This is a genomic window from Pseudomonadota bacterium (assembly GCA_016195085.1).
In the GTDB taxonomy this organism is placed as follows: Bacteria; Pseudomonadota; Alphaproteobacteria; order SHVZ01; family SHVZ01; genus JACQAG01.
Map to the genome: position 1 here is coordinate 51868 of JACQAG010000060.1, position 16634 is coordinate 68501.

Genomic DNA, 16634 nt, shown 5'->3' on the forward strand with positions numbered 1-16634 from the left:
CGTATCATCAAAACCCAGCTCGATCCTCATGGGTAGGCCTTGTTGACCTCTTCCTCGCGACTGCCTGAGGCCATGACCGGTGCGAGCACCGCGCGTCCGCTCGCCGATCGCAGCCCGGCCTCGCTCCGGCCGCTCCTGCAGCCGCGCTCGGTCGCCATCCTCGGTGCGTCGGCCGATCCGAGCCGCATCGGCGGCAGGCCGATTCACTATCTGAAGGATGCCGGCTTCGCCGGGCCGATCTATCCGATCAATCCCAACCGCAGCGAGATCCAGGGGCTCAAGGCCTACGCGAAGATCGAGGAGGTGCCGGGCGCGGTCGACACGGTGCTGGTGGCGGTCCCTGCCCCGATCGTGGTCGGCTTGGTCAGGGATGCGGTCGCCAGGGGCGTGCGCAGCTTCGTCATCTTCTCCTCCGGCTTCGCCGAGGCGAGTGCGGAGGGTGCGGCGTGGCAGGATGAGCTGACCCGCATTGCCGCCGAATCCGGCGCCCGGATGATCGGGCCGAACTGCCTCGGCATGTTCAACACCCAGCACCGCTATTTTGCCACCTTCAGCGGCTCGCTCGACCATGGCTACCCGAAGCCCGGTCGCATCGCCGTGGTGAGCCAGTCCGGCGCCTATGGCAGCCATATGTTCGTGCTGGCCCGCGACAAGGGGCTCGGCACCAATTATTGGCTCACTACCGGCAATGAATGCGATGTCGATGTCGCCGACGCCATCAGCTTCTTCGCCGACGATCCCGACACCGATGTGATCGTGGTCTATGTGGAGGCGATCAAGAGCCGGGAGCGCCTGTTCCAGGCCTTGGCGCGCGCCCATGAGGTCAAGAAGCCGATCGTGATCATGAAGGTCGGGCGCTCGGCCGTGGGTGCGGCGGCGGCGGCCTCGCACACCGCTTCGCTCGCCGGCTCGGATGCGGTCTATGACGCGGTGTTTCGGCAGTTCGGCGTCTACCGGGCCGAGACCACTGAAGAAATGCTGGATGTGGCCTATGCGGCGACCCGGCGCATCTATCCGAGCTCGGGCCGGCTCGGCATCGTCACCATCTCCGGCGGCGCCGGCGTGCTGATGGCCGATGCGGCCGCCGCCCATGGATTGGACGTGCCGGCGATGCCGGAGGCCGCACAGCGGCGGCTGAAGGAGATGCTTCCCTTCGCCGCCCCCCGGAACCCGGTCGACGTGACCGCGATGTTCTTCAACGACATGAGCTTGGTCACCAAGAACCTGCAGCTCATGCTGGAGGAAGGCGGCTTCGACGCGATCATCGCCTTCGTCACCTCGATCCCGCGCACCCGCGGCGTCGGCGACAAGCTGCGCCATGCCTTGAGCGAAGCGGTCAAGCCCTATCCCGGCCGGCTCCTGGTGTTGTCCATGATCGCCACGCCCGAGATCGTGCGCGAATACGAGGCCGAGGGATTCCTTGCCTTCGAGGACCCGAGCCGCGGCGTGGCGGCGATCGCGGCGCTGGTCGCCTTCGGCCGAGCCTTCGCCGCGGGCAAGGGCGCCCCGCCCCCCGCATTGCCGACATCGGCGTTGCCTGCGCCGACCGGGCCGACGGGGGAGAGCGAGGCCAAGCGCGTGCTTGCGAGCGTCGGGATCCCGGTGGTCGAGGAACGGGTGGCGACGAGTGCGGCGGCGGCGGTGGCGGCGGCCGAAGCGCTGGGATATCCCGTCGCCCTCAAGATTGCCTCCGCCGACATTCCGCATAAGACGGAGATCGGCGGCGTGCTGTTGGGGCTTGGCACGGCGGCGGAGGTCGAGTCCGGGTTCGGCACGCTTCGCGAGCGCGCGGCCTCTCGCGCCCCAACGGCCCGGATCGATGGCATCGCAGTCGCGCCGATGATCGCCGGCGGCGTCGAGACCATCCTCGGCGTCCATCGCGACGCGGCTTTCGGGCCTGTGGTCATGTTCGGGCTCGGCGGGATCTTCGTCGAGGTGCTGAAGGATGTGAGCTTCCGCGTGGCACCGTTCGGCATCGATCAGGCGCTGGCGATGATCCGCGAGGTCAAGGGATTCCCGCTCCTGGACGGCGCCCGCGGCCGCCCGAAGATGGATCTGGAGGCGTTGGCCGCCGCGCTGTCGCGTCTCTCCGTCTTCGCCGCCGCCAATGCCGAACGCATCGAATCGATCGACATCAACCCGTTTATCGTGCTGCCTCGGGGGGCCCTGGCGGTGGACGCGCTGATCATCCCGCGCGGCACTTAATCGGGTCTTTCAGGGCAAGGGGGCCCCATGGACATCGAAACCTTCCTGCGCGAGCACCGCATGGAGCGCGATCTCGCCGATGTGCAGATGCTGCGCGGGCTGCCGCGGGAGCTCGCGGCTAAGATCGCCCATGCCTGCGTCTGGCGGGTCTACCCCGCGGGCACGGTGATCCTCGCCCAAGACGATCCCACCCGCGATGTCATGTTCGTGCGCCACGGCCGGGTCCGCATATTGCAATTCACCCCATCGGGCCGTGAAATCGGCTTTGCCGAAGTGCTGTCCGGCGGCCATTTCGGCGAGATCGCCGCGATCGACGGCGGTTCGCGCTCGGCGACCGCGGTCGCGGTCGAGGATACGGTCACCGCCAATCTCGCCGGCAGCGAGTTCCTGGCGCTCCTGGGCTCGACTCCGGCGCTGACGCTCAACGTCATGCGCGCCATGGCGCGCATCATCCGCTTGACCAATCTCCGCGTGAACGAGCTGAGGGGCCTGACCGCGCCCGGCCGCGTCATCCACGAGCTGTTGCTGCTGGCGCAGAAGGCGGGCCAGGGCGCCGACCGCCGCCTGGTTCGCCTCGAGCCGGCGCCGACGCAGAGCGAGATCGCGAGCCTCGCCGGCACCACGCGCGAGACCGTGGCGCGCACTCTGAGCGACCTCGAGCATCGCGGCCTGGTGCGTCGCGGCGGCCGCAGCTTGGAGCTGCTCAGGCTCGAGGGCTTGGAGGATCTCCTGGAGGAATCGATCCAGTCGAAGTGATCAGCCCAGGGGTGATCTCGGGATCAGCCAGGGCCGATTGAAGTTATCAGCCCTGGGGTGCCGGCTTCGGCGTCTCCAAGAGGATGCCTGCGGCCACCAGGGCCTCGATCTCCGCCTGGCTGTAGCCGGCTTCGGCAAGCACCGCCCTGCCATCGGCGCCGAAACGCGGCGGCACCGAGCGCACCCGGCCGGGCGTGCGGCTCATCTTGATCGGGACCCCGGTTCCACGATAGCCGTCCTGCTCGACCGCCATCTGCCGGTGGCGCGTATGGGGGTGGTCGATCACCTCGGGGATCTCCAGCACCGGGCCGGCCGGGACGCCCTCGGCCAAGAGCCGCTCGCAGAGCGCTTTGCCGTCATGATTGGTGAGCAGCGCTTCCAGCTCGCTCTTGAGCGCCGCCCGGTTCTGATTGCGGAGCGGCACGGTCAGATAGCGAGGATCCTTAGCCAGGTCCGGCCTGCCGAGCTCGGCGCACAGCCGCTGGAACTGCCGATCGTTGCCGATGCCGAAGAACACCTCGCCGGTTCCGGTCGGGAATTTGTCGTAGGGCGCGATGTTCGGATGCGCATTGCCGATCAACCCCGGCGTCTTGCCGGAGAGGAACCAGTTGGCGGCGTGGGGATGCAGGAGGCCGACGGCGGTGTCGTAAAGGGTCACGTCGAGGAACTGTCCCTTGCCCGAACGTTGCCGCTCGAGCACGGCCATGACGATGCCGAGTGCCGCGTTGAGCCCGCTCGCCATGTCGACGATGGGAACGCCGAGCCTGGTCGCTCCCGACTCGGGCGTGCCGTTGACGCTCATCATCCCGGCCATCGCCTGCACCACCGCGTCGTAGCCGGGAAAGCCGCCGAGCGGCCCATCGGCGCCGAAGCCGCTGACCCGGCAATGGATGAGGCGCGGGAACCGCTCCCGCAAGGTCGCCTCGTAGCCGATGCCCCATTTCTCCATGGTGCCCGGCTTGAAGTTCTCGATCAGCACATCGGCCTGCTCGAGCAGCCTGAGCAGCACCGCCCGGCCTTCCGGCTTCGCCAGATCCAAGGCCATGCCGCGCTTGTTGCGGTTGACGCCGATGAAATAGCTGGCGGTGCCGTCCTTGAAGGGTGGCCCCCAGGTCCTGGTCTCGTCGCCCTGGGGCGGCTCGATCTTGATGACCGCGGCGCCGTGGTCGGCGAGCGTCATCGTGCAATAAGGTCCGCCGAGCACGCGCGACAGGTCGACGACGCGGAGGCCGGCAAGCGCGCTCTCCAGGACATGCGTTGCTGGGGATTGGTCCATCAGGCGCTTGCCGCTCTCGGTTGCTCGACCGGGAACACCCGCGCCGCGAATTCGGGATAGAAGGCGTGGAGGCTTGCCGCGACCGGCCCGCGCAGCAACCCCAGCATCGCCGCGTCCGGCGCCGGGGTCTCGGGGACCCGCTCGGCCACGTCGATGGCAAATCCGGTCTGATCCAAGACCTCCTCGACCGTGTGGCCGGGATGCACGCTCTTGAGACGGAAGCGTCGCCGCTCAGTATCGAAGGGCATCACCGCGAGGTTGGTGACCAACATCCTGGGGCCGCCGGGCCGGTAGACATTGGCAGGGCTGGTCCCGGGCGCGGAGATGAAATCCACCCGCGGCACCAGCGTGCGCCGGCTGTGCTCCTCGCGGAACAAGATGACCTTCGGCACCACGAAATACATATAGGCGGAGCCGAAGGAGCCGGGGAAGCGGCGCTTCGCCTCGGGGTATTCGCCAGTGCCGACGAGATTGATGTTCGCCTCGCCGTCGATCTGCACGCCGCCCAAAAAGAACACGTCGATGCGACCCTGGCCGGCGCAATCGAACAGCTCCCGGCCGCCATCGGTGAAGGCGTTGTGCCGGCGGCTATGGAGAATGGTCACGTGCATGCGTCCGTCGCTCGTGACCTTGGCCGCGAGCGCGGCCGCCGCCGGGATCGGCGAAGCGGCACCGACGGCGACATGACGGACACCGACGATCTCGCGTGCCAGCACCGAGGCCAGGAGCTCTTCGCTCCGGTAGCTCATGGGGTGCGGATCATGCGGCCGCGTGCCTTCATTCCGCGGCGGCGGCGCGACCGAATACCTCGCGCGCGAGATAGGCCTGGAATCCGGCTTCGCTCGCGGCCTCGGCGGCATAGGCGCGGAGATGCTCAGTGTCGGCGGGGTATTCGTCGGTGAGCCCGACCGGCCAGGCGCCGTGCCGGGCGAGCGCGATAGAGTCGACGTAGAGCGCCGGCAGGGTTCCGGCGGCGAGCCGCTCATCGTCGAAGAATGAGCCCTCGTAGCGCCGCTCGACGGTCACCAGCGTCGTCCGGCTCGCATGCGCCATGGTGGCCAGCTCCCGGCGCCGGCCGATCCACACATTGCCCTCGAGGTCGGCCATGCTCGCATGGAAGAGGGCGACATCCGGCTGGATCGCCGGCAGCAACACGATCGGATCGTCGGCGGCGAAGGGATTCTGCGAGAGCGTCCAATCCGGGCGGTGGCGAAGGATGTCCGTGCCGATGAGCCCGCGGAGCGCCATGAACGGGATGCCCTTCTCCGCCGCCTGCAGGCCGGCATGGATGGCAGGGCAGGTGGAATCGATCACCCGGAGCCGGCCCGATTGCGCCCACCGGGTGAAAGCGGGGGCCAGCCCGAGCTCGCCCAGGGTCACCGCCGCGGTCTCGATGCTGGCGACCATGCCGGCACCGATGAGGAGATCGGCTTGCAGCCCTGCCTGGGGGACGGTGATGAGGCGGAGGCCTTTGCTGCCGCGGCGCATAAGTGCCCGCGTGGCCGCCATCGGCACGCCCGAGTAGTCCGCGGGTATGGCCAGGCTCGCGCCATCGGCAATGGCGGCGACCAAGGCGTCGAGAGAAAGCGCGGCGGGGCCGGCGGCCATGACGGGCTCCAGTGGGGGAAGCGCCGACTAGGATAGGACGGGCCGGCCCATGGCACAACGCCTCGCCCTAGTGGCATACTCGATCGTCAACTACGATCGCTTCAGGGCGGATCCCGAGGTTCCGGGTGCCTATCCGGGTCTCGTCAAGGACGTCGAATGTAAACGCCATCTCAAGGTCTCGCGCTACACGAACAGCGGCTTCATGCGATTGAAGCTTGGCAAGGAACTGGAGAAGCGCAAGGTGTCGTCATACGTTTACGAGTCGCGCAAAGAAGCTGCCCGCAGCCTGCGTGGCGGCCCCTAGGCTCGCGATCGTGGAAGCTGGTCGCACGACGAGACGGCTGGCTGCCATCCTGGCTGCCGATGTCGTTGCGTACAGCCGCCTCATGAGCACGGATGAAGTGGCGACGCTGCAGTCGCTGAAGGCGCACCGCAGGGAGATCGTCAATCCCACAATCGTCAAGTATCACGGCCGCATCGTGAAGACGACTGGCGATGGCATGCTGGTAGAGTTCGCGAGCATCGTCGACGCCGTTGCCTGCGCCGTCGCCGTCCAGCGCGGCATGATCTCCCGCAATGCCGCCGTTCCCGAGGATAGACGCATCGTCTTCCGCATCGGCATCAATGTCGGCGATATCATCATTGACGGCGACGACATCTTCGGCGACGGCGTCAACGTCGCTGCGCGGCTGGAGGCTCTCTGCGAGCCCGGCGGCCTTTGTATCTCCCGATCGGCGAACGATCAGATCAGAGACAAACTTTCTCTCGCCTTCGCCGATCTGGGCGAGCAGATCGTCAAGAACATATCTCGGGCCGTCGGTGTATTCGGGCTGGCGGCAAAAGACATCGCCGCGCTCAACGACAAGCAGCTGCCTGGTGAAACTGAGGCAGACCTCGAGGCTCCCAGCACAGCATCGCAGACCGAAGAGCAGGTGATCCGATTTTGCCGCTCGAGCGATGGCGTACAGCTTGCCTACTCCGCTATCGGCTCAGGCCCACCTTTGGTCAAGACCGGCAATTGGCTGACCCACCTGGAGAAGGATCTTGCCAGCCCGATCTGGCGCCACCTCTACCGCGACCTTTCCATAGAGCACACCCTCATCCGCTACGACGCGCGCGGCAATGGGCTCTCCGATTGGGACGTCGAGGAGATTTCGTTTGAGGCCTTTGTGCGCGACCTCGAGACTGTGGTCGACGCCGCCGCGCTCGAGCGCTTTGCGCTTCTCGGCATCTCCCAGGGATGCGCGGTCTCGATAGCCTATGCCGCGCGTCATTCCGAGCGCGTGAGCCATCTCGTTCTCTACGGCGGCTACGCGCAGGGCGCGAAGAGACGACCGATGAGCGAGGCGGACAAGCAGCAGCGGGAGGCGATGCTGACCTTGGTGCGCCTGGGCTGGGGCCAGGAGAACCCGGCGTTCCGCCAGCTCTTCACCTCGCAGTTCATCCCGGAGGGTACGAAGGAGCAAGCGGACTGGTTCAACGAGCTGCAAAGAGTCTCGACTTCGCCGGAGGGCGCGGCCCGCAACATCGAAGCCAATGGGGACGTGGACGTGACGGATCTCCTATCCAAGGTCAAGGTCCCGACCCTGGTCTTGCATGCGCGCGAGGATGCTCGCGTGCCGTTTGCGGGTGGCCGCCGGATGGCTGCCGGGATCCCAGGGGCCCGCTTCGTGCCCCTGCAAAGTCGCAACCATCTCATCCTCGAGGAAGAACCCGCCTTTGCTCGCTTCATGGAAGAAGTCAGGGTATTTCTGCGGACGTAGCTTTGCCATCGGCGATCTTGAGTTTCTGCCTCGGGAGCACCTTAAGATTATGGACTTTGCCCTGCCCGAAGAGCTAATCCAGGTTCGCGACAGCGTCAGGCGGTTCATGGCGAACGAGGCCAGGGCGCCGACCGCCGCAGCGGAGGCGATGAGCCGGTTTCCCCGCGAGATCATCGCCCGCATGGGTGAAGCGGGGTTTTTCGGCGCGGCCTTTCCCGAAGCGGTCGGGGGCTCCAATCTCGGTTTCCAGGCGGTGGCGCTCATCGCCGAGGAGCTGTCGCGGGTCGAGCCGGGCTACGGCTATTGCATGAATCTGCAGGGCATGACCTGCCCGCTCACCATCTTCAACTGGGGCACGGATGCGCAGATCGGACGCTATGTGCCGGACCTCATTGCCGGCAAGCGCGTCGGCATGTTCGCGCTTAGCGAGCCCGGGGGCGGGTCCGATCCTGCCGGCGCCATGCTGACGACAGCGCGCCGTGTGGGCGAGCGCTATGTGCTCTCGGGCTCGAAGATGTGGATCACCTTCGCCGATGAGTGCGACAGCGGCATCCTCTTCGCCAAGACCGATCCGAATGCCGGCCACCGTGGCATCTCCTGCTTCATCCTGGAGCCGAAGACGCTCAAGGGCTACCGCGCCGATCCCATCGCCATGTCCGGCCTCAGCCGCGCGTTTCACACCTGCGCGGTATTCCTCGACGATGTCGAGGTGCCGGTGGAGAACCGCCTGGGTGGCGAAGGCGAGGGGTTCAAGATCGCCATGAACGCGCTTGAATACGGACGGCTCACCGTCGCCGCGCGGCTCGTCGGCCTGGCGCAGGCCTGCCTCGATGAGGCAACCCAGTATGCGAAGGAGCGGGTGATCAAAGGCAATGCCATCGGGCGCTATCAGATGGTGCAGCACCAGATCGCCGACATGACGGTCAATGTCGAGGCGGCGCGGCTCATGGTGCGTCGGCTGGCCTGGGTCATGGATCGGGGCGAAGCTTCGGGCCGGGAGGCGAGCCAGGCGAAATACTTCGCCTCGCTCGCCGCCAAGCACGCGGCCGCGGCGGCCTCGGAGATCTTCGGCGGCTATGCCCTTGCCGATGCCTATCCGATCCAGAAGTTCAAGGGCTACATCGACATGTTGAATGTCGGCGAGGGGGCGCCGGCGGTGCAGCGCATTCTCATCGCCGAGGATACCCTCGGCTACAAGGACGCCAATCGGCACGCCCTCAAGACGCGGCTGAGAACCCGCCCCAAGGCAGCAGAGTAAGGCGCCCGGTCGAGACGCCGCGTCGGAACCCGCGTGGGACAGCCGCCGGAGCCTGAAATGCCCTTGTCTTCGAGAGTGTTGCGGGAAAGAAGCGGGCGCTGTCCCAGCGTCCCAGTCCCGGGCACGCGCAGGGCGGGACAGCCATGGTTTCACGCCGATACATTCGAGGCGCGCCCGATCGTTGGTTCCCTTCCGGCATCTCGTGTCACCCGGGGCGACGCTGTGGTTTGGGACGCCGCTCCCGATCCCGGCGGGAAATAGGGGCTACAGCTCGCGCAAGGACGGCCACAGCCACCAGGGCGAGAGCGCGGCCAGGATGCAGACGAAGGACACGACGAAGCCCGTCTGATAACCGCCGGTCCAGTCGTGCAGAAATCCGCCCAGGAACGATCCGATGGCGCTGCCGAGGCCCATGCCGATGGTGAGCACGCCGAAAATGCCGCCGAGCGACGGGCCGCCGAACAGCTTTGCCGCCACGGCTGCGATCTGCGGGCCGCGCGAGCCGATGGTGAGCCCGAAGGTCAGCACATAGACGACGAGCAGCCAGGTCGCGGGGTGGCCGTCGAGCGCCGAGAGCGCGACGAGACCGATCGACGTGCAGGTATAGCTCAAGGTCAAGGCGAAGCGGCGGCCCATGCGATCGCCGAGCCAGCCGAACAGCATCTGTCCGGCGCTGGCGGCGAGCCCGGCGAAGCCGACCACCGTCGCCGCCGTCAGCGGATCGACGCCGACCCCGACCAGATAGGCGACGATCTGCACCTGCACGCCAAAGACGCCGACCGAGGTGAAGAAAAACACGAGGAAGATCGCCCACAGCATCGGTTCGCGAAGCGCCAGGCGTACGGTCCATGGCGTGGCCCCGGCGCCGGTCGAGCGGGCAGCACCCTCGGCGGCAAGCGGTCGCGGGTGGCCCCGGCTGAAGGCACGCCACGGCATGACGGCAAGCAGGAGCCCCAGTGTCAGGACGGCCAGCGCCAGCATCCGGCTGGCGAAGCGCCAGCCGCCGGCATCGATCAACATTTGCGCGACCGGCATGAGTATGAGCGTGCCGAGCCCGGTGGCGGCCCAGATCACGCCCATGGCCGAACCCATGCGGGCGCTGAACCAGCGGCCGACCAGCGCGGTGTTGGGCACGTTGCCGATGCAGGCGATGCCGAAGCCGAGTGCCGCGCCAAGGGACAGGTAGAACTGCCAGAGCGCGTTTTCCATGCTGGTCAGGAAAAAGCCGCCGGCCATGGCGAGAAGGCCCATCGCGTAGATCGTCCGAGCGCCCCAGCGGTCGAAGAGGAGGCCGACGATCGGCCCGCTCAAGCCCGCGACCAGCATCGTCACAGCATAGATGCCGGTGATCGAGGCGCGGGCCCAGCCGAACTCCTGGGTGAGCGGCAGCAAGAAAACGCCGAAAGTCTCGACCGTGCCCTTGCCGATGAGACCGAAGACAAAGCAGGTGAAGAGCACGAGGCCGGCGGTCAGCTCCGGGCGCTGGATGCCGGCCTGGGAAACCGCGCTCTGAGCGCCGCCGTCGGTCAACGGGCGGGCGCGCCGGGCGCGGCGCTTGCCGGCCCGGTCAGCCCCATGGTTCTCAGCTCTTCCATGATCATGTCTTTGTACTTGGCATCGAAATGCGTCGGAATGAACGTCTTGATCGACTGGAAAACCACGGGCTCGTAGGCATTGCCGCGGACCTGCATGATCCAGAAGCCGGTGTAGCAGGAGACCTTGCCGAAGGCCTCGTGCACCGCCACGCAGACGCCGGGGTGGAAGGGTCGGCCGGTCTTCGGGTCGTTGAGGTAGTCCTCTTCCTTCTTGGTCTCCGCGAAGGCGGGATCGACCTCGTCCAGCTGCAGCTCCAGATCATCCCCGCAGATGAAGCCATCGTCGCGCACCAGGCGCTTTGTCTCGGCGATATCGAAGGTGACGTCGGCGTAGCCATGGGCCCCATCGATGAACACGATATCGAACTGTTTGCCGGTGAGATAGGGCAAAACTTCTCGGGAGCGCCCGCGGAAGTGGTCCACCCGAACCGGCCCCGAGGCGACCGCGATGTTGTGGCGGAACACCGAATAGGCGATGTCGAGCGAAGCCGCCTGGTGCATGCCTAAGTAATGGGGCCCCTTGGCGACTTCGGCTTCCGGCAGGTAGCGCTCCCAGGGATCGATGCAGAGAATCGTGCCCTTTTCCGGCACGTGGATGCGGATCGCCTCCGCCCAGGTAAGGGCGGAAAACCCGACCCAGGAGCCGATCTCCAGCACGCGGATCGGCCTGCCCAAGTTGGCCTTGAGGATGACCGCGGTCACCATCCACAGGTGGCGCAGCATGTATCCCTGCTTGCCCGCTATGCCGTCCGGAAAGACCGGCTGGCCGGGGAACAGGATGTCCATCACCTCTCTCATGCGACCTCCGCCCGACCGTTGTTGATGACGATGGCGTCGCGCTCGAGCACACGGGCGCGGAACGAGACGACCCCGCCCTCGCGCCAGATCTCGGTGCGGATCGTCTCGCCCGGGTAAACCGGCGCGGAGAACCGCATCTGCATGGCGTTGAGCCGGGTCGGATCATAGGCGCAGGCGAGCCGGATGAGGGCATGGCCGACATGGCCGACGGTGGCGAGCCCATGCAGGATCGGCCGCGGAAAGCCGGCAGCGGCGGCAATTTTCGGCGATGCATGCAGGGGATTGGTGTCGCCGGAGAGCCGGTAGATGAGGGCCGCCTGGGGCAAGGTCGGCACATCGAGGCTCGCCTCGGCCGCCCGCTCGGGGATCGGATGCGGGCTTGGGGTGGGACCGTTCGGGCCGCCGAAGCCGCCATCGCCGCGGCAGAAGGAGGTAGAGGCGAGCGTGGCAAGATGCGTCCCGTCGGCGGCGAAGACCTTCCGCTCGCTGCAGAGAAGAGCGCCCTTGCCCGGGCCCTTGTCGAGGATGGCGGTGACTCGGGAGCGGCCGGTCAGGCGGCCTTCGACCGGGAGCGGCTGGTGGATGGTGATCGCCTGCTCGCCATGCACCACCTTCACCCAATCGACGCCGGTATCGGGCCGCTTCAGCCAGAAGCCGGGATAGGCCAGCACCACCGCCATGGTCGGCAGCGCCTGCAGTCCTTCCTCGTAGACGAAGCGGAGCTGCTGCTGGTCCATCGGGTCCTGGCCGAGGCCGACGCCCAAGGCATAGAGGATGGTGTCCTTGGCGGTGAGATCCTGGACGATTTCCGGAATCGGATAGTTCAGCAGCCGCTGATAGTCGATGGCCATGGTCGGCGCGCCTAGACCGGATCCCAGGTGAACACGTCCGCGGACACATCCAGGCGATGGAACGATGCCTTGAGCGCCGGCAGCGCGTGCTCGGCGATGGTCTCCGGCGTCCAGCCCTCGCTCCGCTGCACCGAGCGCACCGGTCTGGGCTGGCTGAACAGGAAGATCTCGTTGTTGCGCACGCCGAAGATCTGCCCGTTCACGTCCTTGGCGGCATCGGAGGCGAGGAACACCACCAGGGGCGCGATCTTGTCCGGCGTCATGCGCTTCAGCCGCTCGACCCGCGCTGCCTGCTCCGGCGTCTCGGTCGGGATCGAGCCGATCATCCGGCTCCAGGCGAAGGGCGCGATGCTGTTGGAGCGCACGTTGAAGCGCGCCATGTCGAGGGCGATCGATTTCGACAGGCCGACGATCCCGAGCTTGGCGGCGGCGTAGTTGGCTTGGCCGATATTGCCGATGAGGCCCGAGGTCGAGGTGAAATGCACGAAGGCGCCGCCGTTCTGCTCGCGAAAATGCGGGGCGGCGGCTTTGGAGACGTTGAAGCAGCCATTGAGATGCACGGCGATCACGCTCGCCCAGTCATCGTGGCTCATCCGATGGAAGATGCGGTCGCGCAGAATGCCGGCATTGTTGACGACCGCATCGATGCGCCCGAAGCCATCGAGCGCCGTCTTGACGATGCGTTCGGCGCCAGCCGGATCGGCGACGCTGTCGGTGTTGGACGCGGCTTGGCCGCCGGCGCTTCGGATGTCCTTCGCGGTGCGCTCGGCCGGGCCGGCGCTGGCGCCCGATCCGTCGACCGCGGCGCCGATGTCGTTCACCACCACCTTGGCGCCGTGGCGGCCCATCAAGAGCGCGATCTCCCGCCCGATGCCACCGCCGGCGCCGGTCACCACCACGACCTTGTCCTGCATCGTCTGTCCGCTCGCCACCCTCTGCCTCCTCTTAATATCCACCGATCGGCGCCCAGCCCGGTTGTCGGCACTTCTTCTGAAGCTACAACGTGTCTTGCGTACCCAGGATCGCCGTCACCTGGCTCGACAGCTGGCCGCCATTGCCATGCACGAGCGCCAAGGTCGCATTCTCGACCTGCCGATCCGCCGCCGTGCCGCGGAGCTGCCGCACGGCTTCGATGATGGGGAAGATCCCATACATGCCGGGATGATTGCAGGAGAGGCCGCCGCCATTGGTATTGACCGCGAGCCCGCCGCCCGGTGCGATGGCGCCGCCGGCGACGAAGCGGCCGCCCTCACCCTTGGGGCAAAAACCCAGATCCTCCAGAAAGAGGATGGTGTTGATGGTGAAGGCATCATAGAGCTGGAGAGTGTCGATGTCGGCCGGCTTGACGCCTGCCATCGCCATGGCGCGGGGACCGGACTGGGCGGCCGCGGTCACGGTGAGATCCGGCATCGCCGAGATCTGCCGATGCGTGGTGGCCGCGGCCGCGCCCAGAACATAGGCGGGCTTGGTCTTGAAATCCTTCGCCCGAGCGGCGCTGACCATGATGATGGCGCCGGCGCCGTCGGTCACCAGGCAGCAATCGCGCACCGACAAGGGATCGCAGACCATGCGCGATTGCAGCACGTCGGCGATGGTCAGCGCGTCCCGGGTGAAGGCTTCCGGATTGAGCCCGGCCCAGCCCCGCGCCGCCACCGCCACCTCCGCCAGCTGCTCGCGCGTGGTGCCGTATTGATGCATGTGCCTGGCGGCGGCCAAGGCATAGCCGACGATCGGGTTGCGCGGCTCGTAGGGCGCCTCATAGGGCTGCGGCTCGGCCCCGGAAACGAGCTTGCCGGTGGTGGTGCGCTGGTTCGATCCGTAGCAGATGAGCGCCACCTCGCAGAGTCCGGCATCGAGCGCCAGCGTCGCCGGGATCAGGTGCTCGACGAAGGAGGAGCCGCCGATCATCGTGCCGTCGATGAAGGCAGGCTTGATCCCAAGATACTCGGCGACGCTGAGCGTCGGCATGAAATGCATCGAGGTCCCGGTCAAGAGCCCATCGACTTGGCCGAGCTCGAGCCCGGCATCGGCGAGTGCCACGTGCACCGCCTCGGCCAGGAGCTCGAGCGCGCTGCGCCCCGGCGCCTCCCAGCGGGCGCTGAGGCCGATGCCGACGATCGCCGCCTTGCCGCGAAAGCCGCGCGCGGCTTTGGCTCGTCTCATCGCCCGCCCGCCGGGTCGAAGACCACGATCGGCCGATCGCCGGCGGTGATGATGCGGGCTTTGACCTTGAGGCCAATGCCGACCTCTGCGGGCTCGAGCCCCTCCACCCGGCTCATCATGCGCACGCCCTCGGCGAGATCGACGAGAGCGATGTTGTAGTCGCCGCCCGCCTCTTTGCGGCGCCGGATCACCGTGGTCGAATAGACCACGCCCTCGCCCGAAGCGGGCACCCATTCGAGATTGGGCTTGCCGGTGAAGGGCGAGAGCACCCGGGGAAAAAAGACATAACGTCCGGTGTCGCGGCAACGCTGCAGGTAGAGGCGGCCCTCGCTCAGATGCTGCAGGAACACCTGATCGGGCCCCGGCCCCTCGAAGGGCGTCGACTTATTGCCGCTCATCCGTTCCTCTTTACCCCGCTGGCCGGGCCACTCTGTACCGCCCGGACCCGCCGGCGGCAAGCCCGGGCCCCCGGGGTCTCTCGCAGGATTCGCCGAGCCCGCCCGTATTATCGGCATGCGGCCGCCGGCGCCGCCGATCTTCTTCTCAGCAGCAAAGGACGTCTGCGAGCCATGCGAAAATACTACACCCTGCTCATTGCCGGGCTTTTGAGCCTGAGCCTCGGCGCCGGCATCGTCTTCGAGACCGCCATTGCGAATGCTCCGGTGGAACTGGCCCAAGCGCCTTCTCCGCCGCCGCCGGGGCCACGCCCGGAGCGGCCGTTGCCCGGGCGCTTCATCGAAGGCCGCATCGCCTTCCTCAAGGCCGAGCTGCACATCACCGATGCGCAGTTGCCGCTCTGGGAGCCGGTCGCCAAGGCCATGCGCGAGGCGGCCGCCAAGCGGGCCGATCTCTATCGCCAGATGCGGGCAAGCCAGGATCAGCCCTTGCACGCGCCGGAGCGGCTGGAACGGCGTGTCAGCGCGGCCCAGCAAGGCATCCAGCAGACGCAAGCCCTGCTTGCCGCCTTGACGCCGCTCTATGGCTCGATGAGCGACGAGCAGAAGGCCGCCGCCGATCTGTTGCTCGCTCCGGGCCCGATGGCGGGCGGTAGACCGCCGCACCGCGGCCCGTTCTAGCGCCCCCCGCGATCGATCGCCTCTACAGCCCCTTCAATGCCCGCTTGAGGTCGGCCTTGAGATCCGCTGGATCCTCGAGGCCGACCGAGAGCCTGAGCGTTCCCGGAGCAATACCGAGACGCAGCTTCTCCTCCGCCGGCAAGCGCTGATGCGTGGTGGTGGCGGGATGGCAGATGAGGCTCTTGGAGTCGCCGAGATTGTTCGAGATGTCGATGATCGACAGACGGTCCACCAGCCGGAAGGCGGCTTCGCGCCCGCCTTTTAGGGTGAAGGTGACGACACTGCCGAAATCGGTCATCTGCTTCTTCGCCAGCGACTGCTGGGGGTGGCTTGCAAGACCGGGATAGAGCGTCTGCCCGATCGCCTTTTCGCCTTCGAGGAAGCGGGCGATCTCGGCCGCGGCAGCGCATTGCGTTCTCAGCCGCAAGTCGAGGGTCTCCAGACCCTTCAGCATGAGCCAGGCATTGAACGGGCTCAAGCTGGGTCCGGTGTGCCTGAGGAAGGGCGCCAGCGTGTCTTCGATGAACGCCTTCCGGCCCATGACGATACCGCCCAGGCCGCGGCCCTGCCCGTCGATGTGCTTAGTTGCGGAATAGACGATGACATCGGCACCGACCTCGAGCGGCCGTTGCAGGAGGCCGGTCGCAAACACATTGTCGACGATCACCTGCGCGCCGACCTTGCGCGCGAGCTTGCCGACCGCCTCGAGGTCGATGATCTCCAGCATGGGATTGGACGGGGTCTCCAGGAACACGACCTTGGTCGGCCGGTCGAGCGCCTTCTTCCACGCCTTGAGGTCGCGTCCGTCGACCAGCACCGTCTCGATGCCCCAGCGCGGCAAGAGATCGGAGAGGATGTAGAGACAGGAGCCGAACAAGGCACGGGCGGCGACCACCCGGTCGCCCGATTTGAGCTGGCACAAGAGGCTGGCGAAGACCGCCGCCATGCCGCTCGCCGTCGAGCGGGCCGCTTCCGCGCCTTCGAGATGGCAGGCGCGCTCTTCGAAGGCGCTCACCGTCGGATTGCGGAACCGGGAATAGACGTAGCGATCGGCGGTCGGCTGCGCGAAGGCGCGCTCGGCCTCCTCGGCATCGCCATAGACGAAGCCCGAGGTCATGTACAACGCCTCGCAGGTCTCCATGTGCTGGCTGCGCTTGAGGCCGGCGCGCACCATCGCCGTCCGCGGCCGCCAGGCTTTGGTGTTCGCGCGCTCGCCGCTGCTGTCGTCCGCCATGTCGCACCTCCCGCGCCAAGCAACAAAAAACCCGACCGGTTTCGGTCGGGT

The 16634-nt window shown here is 67.0% G+C and carries 16 protein-coding genes; 6 read left to right on the top strand and 10 right to left on the bottom strand.

Going from position 1 to position 16634, the window contains the following annotated elements; all coding sequences use genetic code 11:
• The first annotated feature begins 72 nt into the window (after positions 1-72).
• Together HY058_17540 and HY058_17545 are read left to right on the top strand one after the other, a co-directional pair.
• Positions 73-2205, top strand: coding sequence for an acetate--CoA ligase family protein (locus HY058_17540; GenBank protein ID MBI3499100.1), 2133 nt, complete (start codon positions 73-75; stop codon positions 2203-2205).
• Positions 2206-2232: 27 nt separating this feature from the next.
• Positions 2233-2961 (top strand): Crp/Fnr family transcriptional regulator, encoded by a 729-nt coding sequence (locus HY058_17545; GenBank protein MBI3499101.1) that lies wholly within the window; start codon positions 2233-2235, stop codon positions 2959-2961.
• A 46-nt stretch (positions 2962-3007) separates the two neighbouring features.
• Here HY058_17545 and HY058_17550 read toward each other — a convergent pair whose 3' ends face one another.
• The 3 genes from HY058_17550 to HY058_17560 are packed head-to-tail and all read right to left on the bottom strand — an operon-like array spanning position 3008 to position 5845.
• Entirely contained in the window at positions 3008-4237 is a 1230-nt protein-coding gene (locus HY058_17550) for a CoA transferase (protein ID MBI3499102.1), read from the bottom strand.
• Positions 4237-4986, bottom strand: coding sequence for a CoA synthetase (locus HY058_17555; GenBank protein MBI3499103.1), 750 nt, complete (start codon positions 4984-4986; stop codon positions 4237-4239). Before HY058_17555 ends, HY058_17550 begins: the two co-directional genes overlap by 1 nt.
• 28 nt (positions 4987-5014) lie before the next feature.
• Complete coding sequence (locus HY058_17560) at positions 5015-5845, bottom strand: CoA synthetase (GenBank protein MBI3499104.1); 831 nt, start codon at positions 5843-5845, stop codon at positions 5015-5017.
• Between the two features lie 49 nt (positions 5846-5894).
• Here HY058_17560 and HY058_17565 point away from each other — a divergent pair, with 49 nt between their 5' ends.
• The 3 genes from HY058_17565 to HY058_17575 all read left to right on the top strand — a co-directional run bounded on the left by HY058_17565 (position 5895) and on the right by HY058_17575 (position 8866).
• Positions 5895-6149, top strand: a complete 255-nt coding sequence (locus tag HY058_17565) for a hypothetical protein (GenBank protein ID MBI3499105.1) — start codon at positions 5895-5897, stop codon at positions 6147-6149.
• Between the two features lie 82 nt (positions 6150-6231).
• The gene (locus HY058_17570) at positions 6232-7608 is read left to right on the top strand and encodes an alpha/beta fold hydrolase (GenBank protein ID MBI3499106.1); all 1377 of its coding nucleotides are present in this window, start codon (positions 6232-6234) and stop codon (positions 7606-7608) included.
• Positions 7609-7657: 49 nt separating this feature from the next.
• The gene (locus HY058_17575) at positions 7658-8866 is read left to right on the top strand and encodes an acyl-CoA dehydrogenase family protein (protein MBI3499107.1); all 1209 of its coding nucleotides are present in this window, start codon (positions 7658-7660) and stop codon (positions 8864-8866) included.
• Positions 8867-9130: 264 nt separating this feature from the next.
• Here the strand turns inward: HY058_17575 and HY058_17580 are convergent, their stop codons facing one another.
• The 6 genes from HY058_17580 to HY058_17605 form a co-directional block, all read right to left on the bottom strand.
• Positions 9131-10396 (bottom strand): MFS transporter, encoded by a 1266-nt coding sequence (locus HY058_17580; protein MBI3499108.1) that lies wholly within the window; start codon positions 10394-10396, stop codon positions 9131-9133.
• On the bottom strand, positions 10393-11259 hold the full coding sequence (locus HY058_17585) for a class I SAM-dependent methyltransferase (GenBank protein MBI3499109.1): 867 nt from the start codon (positions 11257-11259) through the stop codon (positions 10393-10395). The genes HY058_17580 and HY058_17585 overlap by 4 nt, the downstream gene beginning before the upstream one ends.
• On the bottom strand, positions 11256-12110 hold the full coding sequence (locus tag HY058_17590; protein ID MBI3499110.1) for a MaoC family dehydratase N-terminal domain-containing protein: 855 nt from the start codon (positions 12108-12110) through the stop codon (positions 11256-11258). The genes HY058_17585 and HY058_17590 overlap by 4 nt, the downstream gene beginning before the upstream one ends.
• Before the next feature lie 11 nt (positions 12111-12121).
• Positions 12122-13024: an SDR family oxidoreductase gene (locus HY058_17595; GenBank protein MBI3499111.1), complete on the bottom strand. Its 903-nt coding sequence runs from the start codon at positions 13022-13024 to the stop codon at positions 12122-12124.
• An 82-nt stretch (positions 13025-13106) separates the two neighbouring features.
• A complete protein-coding gene (locus HY058_17600) occupies positions 13107-14273 on the bottom strand; it encodes a thiolase (protein MBI3499112.1) in 1167 nt (388 codons plus the stop codon).
• Entirely contained in the window at positions 14270-14671 is a 402-nt protein-coding gene (locus tag HY058_17605; GenBank protein ID MBI3499113.1) for an OB-fold domain-containing protein, read from the bottom strand. The genes HY058_17600 and HY058_17605 overlap by 4 nt, the downstream gene beginning before the upstream one ends.
• Positions 14672-14842: 171 nt before the next feature.
• Between HY058_17605 and HY058_17610 the strand changes: the two genes are divergently transcribed.
• Entirely contained in the window at positions 14843-15349 is a 507-nt protein-coding gene (locus HY058_17610) for a Spy/CpxP family protein refolding chaperone (protein ID MBI3499114.1), read from the top strand.
• A gap of 22 nt (positions 15350-15371) precedes the next feature.
• On the opposite strand, the gene metZ is transcribed toward HY058_17610, so the two are convergent.
• Positions 15372-16583, bottom strand: coding sequence for an O-succinylhomoserine sulfhydrylase (gene metZ, locus HY058_17615; GenBank protein ID MBI3499115.1), 1212 nt, complete (start codon positions 16581-16583; stop codon positions 15372-15374).
• Between the last annotated feature and the right edge of the window lie 51 nt (positions 16584-16634).